We start from the raw sequence: 8,711 nt of genomic DNA, 5'->3' as shown, positions 1-8,711 counted from the left end.
AGGAACGCGCCGCCAGCGAGCAGCACCAGCACCCCGCCCGTGATGCCGAGCGCCGTCCCGATGCCGCTGGAGCCGTCCGCGGCCGGGGCGCCGGCCACCGGCTTCGACCCGGTTCCGGCCGTGCCGCTGCCGCCGTCCCCGGATCCGCCGGCCTCGCCGGAGGGGTTGGCGCCGGGCTTGGCCTGCTCGGCGCCCCTGGGCGGCACCAGCTCACCCACCGGCTGCACCTTCCCGGCTGCCTTGAAGCCCCAGTCGAACAGCCGGGCCGTCTCCTTGTAGACCTCGTTGTGCTCGGGCTTCTCCGGGTTCATCACCGTCACCAGCAGCACCTTGCCGCCGCGCTCGGCGACGCCGGTGAAGGTGGCGCCGGCGTTGGTGGTGTTGCCGTTCTTGACGCCCGCGATGCCCTGGTAGACGGGCACGTCGGAGTCGCCGGCCAGCAGCCGGTTGGTGTTCCGGATCTCGAAGGGCTTACGGACCGTCTTGCCCTTCTTGCCCTTCTTCGTCTCGCCCGGGAACTTCGCCGTGACCGTCGAGGCGTACTCGCGGAAGTCCGGCTTCTGCATCCCGGAGCGGGCGATCAGCGTCAGGTCGTAGGCCGAAGAGACCTGCCCCTCCGCGTCGTAGCCGTCCGGGCTGACCACGTGCGTGTCGAGGGCCTGGAGCTCCTCGGCGTGCTCGTTCATGTCCTTGACGGTGTTCTCGACGCCCTTGTTCATCGCGGACAGCACGTGCACGGCGTCGTTGCCGGACTGCAGGAAGACGCCGAGCCACAGGTCATGGACCGTGTAGGTCTCGTCCTCCTTTATCCCGACCATGCTGGAGCCCGGGCCGATACCGGCCAGGTCGGAGGGGACGACCTTGTGCTTGGTGTCCCTCGGGAACCTGGGCAGCAGCGTGTCCGCGAACAGCATCTTCAGCGTGCTCGCCGGGGCGAGGCGCCAGTGCGCGTTGTGCGCGGCCAGCACGTCACCGGACTCGGCGTCGGCGACGATCCAGGAGCGGGCGCTCAAGTCCTTCGGCAGCACCGGCACGCCGCTCGCCAGGTTCACCTGCGTGCCCGGCTTGCCGAGCCGCGCGCCGCCCACGGTCGACATCGACGCCGGGGGAGTGGCCGACGGGCTCGCGCTAGCCGACGGGCTGCCCGAGGGCTTCGGGGCGGCGACGGCGGCGGGTGCGGCCAGGGCGAGGGACGACAGGACGGCGGAGGTGACCAGCAGGGATCGCCTGGTGGTCTGCTTCGGAGCGGGCACGGTCGGAAACGTACATGCCGTACGGGGGGAAGTCCCGTCTCCGGCCCCACCCCGCGAACGGAACCGGACACGGCCTGGCGATACTGGGTGCATGAAGCTCAGCCGCCCCGTCTCCTGGTTCCTGCTCGCCTTCGGGGTGTGGAGCTGGGTCATCTGGATCACTTTCGTCAAGAACCTGGTCAAGGACGGCAGCGGGCTCGCCTTCGACGACGGTCGTCCCACGGCCTACTTCTGGGTGCACCTGCTGCTCGCCGTCGTTTCCTTCGTATTGGGGACGGTCATCGGGGCCATCGGGTTGCGTGGTCTGCGCGCACTGCGCCGGACGTCATAGGGCGATCGGGAGACACGACACCGTGGTCATCGTTTTCGTACTCATCGCCGTGCTGGTCCTGGCCGTCGTCGTGACGGCCAACTGGTACGTGTGGCGCCGCCTGTTCCGTGACACGACCAGCGGCCCGGGTCTCGTCCGCCGGGCGGGCGCGGTCCTCGTCGCGGGCGGCTGGGTCCTCGCGATCACCGCCCTGGTCGCCGAACGCTCCGGCGCCCCCTTCTGGCTCCAGCAGGTGCTGGCCTGGCCGGGCTTCCTGTGGCTGGCCCTGTCGATATACCTGCTGCTGGCAGTGGTGGCCGGTGAATTCGTCCGCCCGCTCCTGCGCCGCTTCCTCGAACACCGGGCGAGACGGACGGACCGGGGTCCGCAGCCCGGCCCGGCGACGCCCACCGCGCCCACTCCGACGGGTGCCGCGGGCGTGCCGACCACGGCACCCGAACCCCCTGCGGACCGCGCTCCCGCCTCGGGCACGACAGGCCCCCAGGACAACGGCAGCGGTGCGGCCTCCACCGCGTCCGCCGTGCCCGCGTCCGCCTCGCGTGCGGGCGGTGGCGGAACGGCCGCCTCCACCGCGGCATCCGCGGCCACCTCACAGCCCGGCCATGGCGTCGGCGCGCCCACGGCCGGGGCCGCCGCGCCGCAGGCGAACGGCAGCGGCGCGGCCCCCGCGCCCACGGTCGGCGATGCCGATCGAGCGCCCGCCTCCGCCACCCCCGCCGGCCCCTCCCGCCGCCTCTTCGTCTCCCGGGTCGTCGCCGGGGCCGCCGCGGCCGCCGCCGTCGGGACCGTCGGGTACGGGACGTACGGTGTGCTGCGCGGGCCGCAGGTCAAGCGGGTCACCGTGCCCCTGGCCAAGCTGCCGCGTGCCGCGCACGGGTACCGGATCGCCGTGGTCAGTGATGTGCACCTCGGCCCGGTCCTGGGACGCGGCTTCGCGCAGAAGGTCGTCGACACGATCAACGGGACCCAGCCCGACCTGATCGCGGTCGTCGGTGACCTGGTCGACGGCAGCGTGAAGGACCTCGGCCCCGCGGCCGCCCCGCTCGCCCGGCTGAGGGCCCGTCACGGGTCCTATTTCGTCACCGGCAACCACGAGTACTTCTCCGGCGCCGAGCAGTGGGTCGAGGAGGTCCGCCGCCTGGGCATCAACCCCCTGGAGAACGCCCGCAGGGAGATGCCGTACTTCGACCTGGCCGGAGTCAACGACATCGCGGGCGAGGACGAGGGCCAGGGCCCCGACTTCGCGAAGGCGCTCGGCGACCGGGACACCGCCCGCGCGTGCGTGCTGCTCGCCCACCAGCCCGTCCAGATCCACGACGCCGTCGAGCACGGCGTCGACCTCCAGCTCTCCGGACACACCCACGGCGGCCAGCTCTGGCCCGGCAACCTCATCGCCTCCGGCGCCAACCCCACCCTCGCGGGCCTGGACCGCTACGGCGACACCCAGCTCTACGTCTCGCGCGGCGCCGGCGCCTGGGGCCCGCCCACCCGCGTGGGCGCACCGTCGGACATCACCGTGATCGAGCTGGCGTCGAAGCAGGCCTGAGCGCGCACACCCTGTGAGAACGCTGTGAAACCGGACCGAAAGGCCCATCGGTAAGTTCTTTCCCAACTCATACGATCTCCCTTCCCCCCTGCGCAAAATCCTGTGATTGGGTGAGCCCGCCACGAAGGGGTGTGGCATACGCACAAGGGCCCCAAGAGGGTCTGGGGAGGGCAAAGCCGATGCGATCGGTTCGCATACGGATACTCGCGGGGCTGCTGGTCCTGGCCGCCGCGGGCGTGGGCGCCTGGCAGTTCCTGCCGTCGAAGGGCGACGGGAAGACCATCACGGTCGGCACGACGGACGGCGTCACCTCGCTCGACCCCGCCGGTGCCTACGACGCGGGCTCCTGGGCGCTGTTCAGCAACGTCTTCCAGTCGCTGCTGACCTTCGCGCCGGGCGGCACCGCCCCCGTGCCGGACGCGGCGAAGAGCTGCGCGTTCGTCCGCGGCGACCTCACCACGTACCGCTGCGAACTGCGCGACGGCCTCACCTTCCCCAGCGGCCGGGCGATGGACGCCGAGGACGTGAAGTACTCCTTCGACCGGATCCTCAAGATCAAGGCCCCGGTCGGCCCGGCGTCCCTGCTCGGCACGCTCGGTTCCGTGGACGCCGACGGCATGACCGTCACCTTCCACCTGACCTCGCCGGACGCGACGTTCCCCTTCAAGGTGGCCACCGGCGCCGGCTCGATCGTCGACCACACCGCGTACCCGGACGGCAAGCTCCGCACCGACGCCGGAGTCGACGGGACGGGCCCGTACACCCTCACCTCGTACACGAAGGACCATGAGGCGGTCCTCGCGCCCAACCCGCACTACCGGGGTGCCGTCAGCGGCACCGGCCCGCCCGTCGAGCTGCGCTACTACGCGACCCCTCAGGCCCTGGACACCGCCTGGAAGGACAAGCAGGTCGACGTCGCGACCGACCAGCTGCCGCCCGGTGTCCTCGCCGCACTCAACCCGAGCGACCCCGCCCAGCACGTCTACGAGGCGGACGGCTCGGAAACCCGGAACCTGTACTTCAACACCCGCTCGGGCAAACCGCTGCACAACCCGAAGGTCCGGCAGGCCATGGCCTGGCTGATCGACCGCGAGGCGCTGGCCGCCACCGTCTACGACGGCACCGTCGACCCGCTGTACTCCCTGATCCCGGCAGGCCTGACCGGGCACACCGCCTCGTTCTTCGACGACTACCCGAAGCCCGACCCGGCCAAGGCCCGGCAGCTCCTCATGAAGGCCGGTGTGAGCCTGCCGGTGCACTTCACCTACGGCTACGCCAAGGGGCGCGGCGCCGGTGAGCAGGAGGCGGCCGAGATCAAGAAGGAGCTGGAGGCGAGCGGTCTGTTCCAGGTCACCCTCAAGGGCTACGAGTGGACCGCCTTCCAGAAGCAGTGGGCGACCGGAAAGCTCGACGCGTACGCCGTCGGCTGGGTCGCCGACTTCCCCGACCCGGACACCTTCGGCGCCGCGCTCGTCGGCACCGGCAGCGCCATGAACACCGGTTACAGCAGCAAGACCGTCGACCGGCTCATCAAGGACAGCCGGCGCTACGCCGAGCGGACCGACGCCGAGCGGGACTTCCGCGCGGTGCAGGAGACCGTCGCCGAGGACGTCCCGGTGCTGCCGCTGTGGCAGGCCAAGGAGTACGTCGTCACCACCGAGGACGTCGGGGGCGGCCAGTACCTGTCGGACGGCACGGGCGTGTTCCGCCTGTGGAGCCTCACCGCGCTCTGACGGCCCGCCCCGCTGTCAGGAGTCGGTGCGCCGCCGCGCCGCCGGATCGGGAATGGCGTTCGTCATCCCCGGCAGGAACTCCGTGAACAGCTCGTGCACCTCGCGCACGAGCGGCCGCAGCACCCGGAAGCGGGCCAGGGCGACGCCCCGCGCGGTGAGCCGGGCGCCGCGCTCGGCCAGCCGGTAGCTGCGCTCGCGCCCCTCGGTGCGGTCGAAGATCCAGTACAGGACGAGCCCCATCTGGGACAGCCACATCAACTCGGGCAGGATGTCCCGCAGTTCCTCGGGCACCTTGGTCTTCGTGGCCCCGGCGAGCACCTCCCGGTGGACGCTGATGGCCTCCTCGCGCGCGTGCTCCGACTCGGGGGAGAAGGGGCTGAGCGGGCTGTCCGGGTCGGCGGCGTTCTTGAAGAACTGCACCGCGAACTCGTGGTAGGGCGCGGCGATGTCGAGCCAGGCCCGCAGCACCCCCGCCAGACGGGCCTCCAGGTCGCGCTCCCGGTCCAGGATCTCCCGGACCGCCACCTGGTGCTCGGCGGCGATCCGGTCGTAGAAGCCCTGGATCAGATGCTCTTTGCCCGCGAAGTAGTAGTACGCGTTGCCGACGGAGACCCCGGCCTCCTTGGCGATGGCCCGCATCGTCGTCTTGTCGTAGCCGCGCTCCTGGAACAGCCGCATGGCCGTCTCCAGGATCAGGGCGCGGGTCTGCTCGGACTTGGTGGGGAGGGCGCCGTCGTCGGGGCCGTCGTTCTTCGCGGACACGGGAACAGAGCCTAACGTCAGCACCGGTGCGGCTACCGGTGCGGTTACCGGGGGGCGCAGGTGCCGTCGGCGCAGCCCGGCGCGGTGTAGCTCCAGCCGCTGTCCGGGTCGTACGACCAGCCGTCCGCCCGCCGGTAGACCCGGCCGCCCCACCGCGCCCCGCCGCGCTGCCCCCGGTGCCACTGCGCCCCGCGCCACTTGGCGGCGGCGAGCACCGCGCCCTTGGCGAGCAGGGCGCCGGACGGGGTGCTCAGCCGGTGGGCGAGCGGCCGGTGCTCGCGCAGCGCCCACAGGGTGACCACCCAGGCGGCCGGGCCCTGGTAGACCTGCCCGGCGTCGCCGACGACGGTGATCTCCTCGAGGGTGACGCCGTGGTCGAGGCCGGGAAAGCGCCGCCGTGCCTCCTCGGAGGCGGCCGGGACCAGCTCCAGCGGCACCAGCTTCGGCTGCCGCAGGAGCCAGTCGCGCAGGAACGCGCACAGGGAGCACTCGGCGTCGTACAGGACGGTGAGTCGGCGCACCGGTGCGGTGGCGTTCATGCCGGTCTCCGCTCAGGCCTGCGGCTGCGGGGCGACCCAGCCCTGCGGCGGCACCGGCGGCACCTGCTCCCGCTCCATGGCGCCCCGGCGCCGGATCCGGTTGAGCACGTAGACGTTGGCCAGGTGCATCACGCCGAGCACCAGCAGGACCACGCCGAGCTTGGTCGACAGGGCCTCGAAGATGCCGCGTGCGTCGGTGATGGTCTCGTCGTCGCTCAGGTAGAGCGCGACGAACCCGAGGTTGACGAGGTAGAAGCCGACCACCAGGAGGTGGTTGACGGCGTCGGCGAGCTTCTCGTTGCCGTGCAGCACGTCGGCGAGGAAGACCCTCCCGTTGTGGCTGAGCGTGCGGGCCACCCAGACGGTCAGACCGATGCTGACCAGCAGGTAGATGACGTAGGCGATGACCGTGCGGTCCATTGCCCCACCCTTCTTGAACACGTTCAAAACGCTGTCGGGAATGACTCTAGACCTAGTTTTGAACATGTTCAACAGGCAAGGCGATGATGCCGGCAGGCGACGCGAAGATCGCGGGCCCAAGTATCCTGAGGCAGCTGTGAACGGGCCGGGGTCTGCTCCTTCGAAGGAGCAGACCCCGGCCGGGAACTCAGCGCGTCACCCGATGCCGATACGGGTCTTCCAGTAGTCCGCCCGGGCGATGACCTCCGTGCCCGAACCGCTCAGAGCGGTCTTGCCGCCCGCGTGGAAGCGCACGGATCCATCGGCCAGGACGGCCCAGACGTCGGGAACCGTGTCGCCGTTGGCACTCGGGGTGCCCATCAGATGCGGCTTGGCGCTGCTCGCCCAGCCGGAGGCGCCGTACTCGTTGTCCTGACCGCCCGAGGAGTTCGCCGCTGTCGCCAGTGAGCTGAGATCGACGCCGCCACCGGAAGCGGCGATGCCCTTGCGGAGCCACAACTTCCCGGAGACGTCGGACCGGTAGACGAGGTCGGTCACGCCGTCACCGGAGACGTCCTGCGTGATGACGATGTCGCGGTCCTGCCAGGCGGAGGAGTTGAGGCGGACCGCCTGGCTCACCGTCGCGCCGTGGTAGCCGGTGAAGGCCCAGAGTTCGTCGTCGGTGCCGGCGCTGTTCCGCACCGTGGCGAAGAAGTCGGGACGGCCGTCGCCCGTCACGTCTCCCGCGCAGACGATCTGGGTGACATCAGCGGGACTCGGAGCCCCGTCCGGCAGCAGGATCTCCTGGCGCCGGTCGACATTGACGGCGCCGTAGCCGTCCCCGGGGTAGACCCAGAGCTTGCCGGAGAGGCGGACGACGAGGTCCTGCAGTCCGTCACCGCCGTATATGTCGCCGTTGTGAGTGATCAGGGCTCCCTTGAAGTGCCCTGACGGTACAGGGACGTACGGGGGCAGGTCGTCGCCGTTGGGGTCCTTGTCGGGGTTGGACCGGTAGGCCCCGGCCATCGAGTAGTCCAGGTCGCCGGTGCCCTTGGCGAGATCGTCCTTGTCGGCCTGGGAGGGGTACATGGCCAGGTTGCCGCCCTCGGTCACCACCATGAGGTCGGGCAGCTTGTCGCCGGTGAAGTCGCCGGGGCTGTCGGCCTGGTCCCGCGGGGAGACGTAGAAGAAGTATTTCGTGGGATCGGAGGGATTGCCCGCGCCGTCGATGGCCCGGACGTAGAGGACATTGGGCCCGGCAGTCGGAGGCTTTGCCCCGGACAGAGCGGCACTCACGCTTGTCGCCGTACCGCTCGTCCGCCCGACACTGCCGGTGTAGGTGGCCGAATTGAAGCCGTACTCGTAGCGCACGACGTCACTGTTCAGGGCCCGCACGGTGAACGATCCAGCGGTGCCGAACTTCTTGGCCGACCAGTTGGCGTCCTCGGCGTCGTTGCCGAAGCCGTTCTGGTTGCCGTCCGCGTTGGGGTAGTCGGTGGAACTGACCACGGGCGGCCGGGGGGCGGAGGTGTCCAGCACGAACCGGCAGGGTGTCTTGACCGGGTAGTACGACGACGTCGTGCCGGCATCGTCGATGGCCCGGACCCGCCACGAGTAGGTGGTCCCGTTCTTGAGTTTGCTCGTGGAGAACTCCTTCGTCGACCGCAGGGCCGTACCGGTGTCGCCTCCGACGGAAACCTTGCCGGTCGAGCCGAGCAGATCTCCGGCGGAATCCCACTGTCCGGTCGGCCAGAGATCGAAGTCGAGGTAGTCCAGGTTCTTGTCCTTGTCGGTGCCCTTCGCGGTGAAGGTCAGGGCACCGGAACCCATGCGGACGTACGGCTTGGTGGTGGTGCACTTGCCGTCCGGGCCCATGTCCAGCGAGTTCGAGACGACAGAGGGCCGGCGGTTGTAGACCAGCTCGAGGACAGGCGCGTAGTCCTGATTGGCGTGGAACTTCTTCCATGCGTACTGGGAGTTCTCGTCGCGAGCGCGCAGCCCGAAGGTGATGCTGTCGTCACCCTTGTCCGCTGCCTTCTGCGCGCCCTTCTTCACGTCGAAGGTCTCGAAGGCGTCCCGGCAGCCGGACTTGTAGCCGTGCGCGAAGCTCTTCGTCGCCAGTTTGTTGCCGTCGTGGAGCTTGGGGGC

The 8,711-nt window shown here is 70.4% G+C and carries 7 protein-coding genes and 1 pseudogene; 3 read left to right on the top strand and 5 right to left on the bottom strand.

The window, feature by feature from the left end:
- Positions 1 to 1,253: D-alanyl-D-alanine carboxypeptidase family protein (locus ABT116_RS35930; protein ID WP_351642815.1), on the bottom strand; the 1,253-nt coding region annotated here is incomplete at its 3' end.
- A gap of 91 nt (positions 1,254 to 1,344) precedes the next feature.
- On the opposite strand from ABT116_RS35930, the gene ABT116_RS35925 reads away from it, so the two are divergent.
- From ABT116_RS35925 to ABT116_RS35915, 3 genes are all read left to right on the top strand, one after another.
- Entirely contained in the window at positions 1,345 to 1,584 is a 240-nt protein-coding gene (locus ABT116_RS35925; RefSeq protein ID WP_003992504.1) for an SCO4848 family membrane protein, read from the top strand.
- Between the two features lie 181 nt (positions 1,585 to 1,765).
- Complete coding sequence (locus ABT116_RS35920; RefSeq protein WP_502983994.1) at positions 1,766 to 3,130, top strand: metallophosphoesterase; 1,365 nt, start codon at positions 1,766 to 1,768, stop codon at positions 3,128 to 3,130.
- 179 nt (positions 3,131 to 3,309) lie between these two features.
- Positions 3,310 to 4,863 carry an ABC transporter substrate-binding protein gene (locus ABT116_RS35915; protein ID WP_351642808.1) on the top strand — a complete coding sequence of 518 codons (1,554 nt, stop codon included), beginning with the start codon at positions 3,310 to 3,312 and terminating at the stop codon, positions 4,861 to 4,863.
- Between the two features lie 15 nt (positions 4,864 to 4,878).
- Here ABT116_RS35915 and ABT116_RS35910 read toward each other — a convergent pair whose 3' ends face one another.
- The 4 genes and pseudogenes from ABT116_RS35910 to ABT116_RS35895 all read right to left on the bottom strand — a co-directional run.
- Positions 4,879 to 5,625 (bottom strand): TetR/AcrR family transcriptional regulator, encoded by a 747-nt coding sequence (locus tag ABT116_RS35910; RefSeq protein WP_053674623.1) that lies wholly within the window; start codon positions 5,623 to 5,625, stop codon positions 4,879 to 4,881.
- 44 nt (positions 5,626 to 5,669) lie between these two features.
- The gene (locus tag ABT116_RS35905) at positions 5,670 to 6,164 is read right to left on the bottom strand and encodes a thiol-disulfide oxidoreductase DCC family protein (RefSeq protein WP_351642804.1); all 495 of its coding nucleotides are present in this window, start codon (positions 6,162 to 6,164) and stop codon (positions 5,670 to 5,672) included.
- 12 nt (positions 6,165 to 6,176) lie between these two features.
- Positions 6,177 to 6,584 (bottom strand): hypothetical protein, encoded by a 408-nt coding sequence (locus tag ABT116_RS35900; protein ID WP_351642801.1) that lies wholly within the window; start codon positions 6,582 to 6,584, stop codon positions 6,177 to 6,179.
- 195 nt (positions 6,585 to 6,779) lie between these two features.
- Positions 6,780 to 8,711 (bottom strand): annotated as a pseudogene (locus ABT116_RS35895) (DNRLRE domain-containing protein); the annotation flags it as partial.

The sequence above is a fragment of the Streptomyces sp. NPDC002130 genome, from assembly GCF_040296465.1.
Lineage (GTDB): Bacteria > Actinomycetota > Actinomycetes > Streptomycetales > Streptomycetaceae > Streptomyces.
Note: the sequence above shows the minus strand (reverse complement) of the source record. Positions and strands in the feature narration are given on the sequence as shown.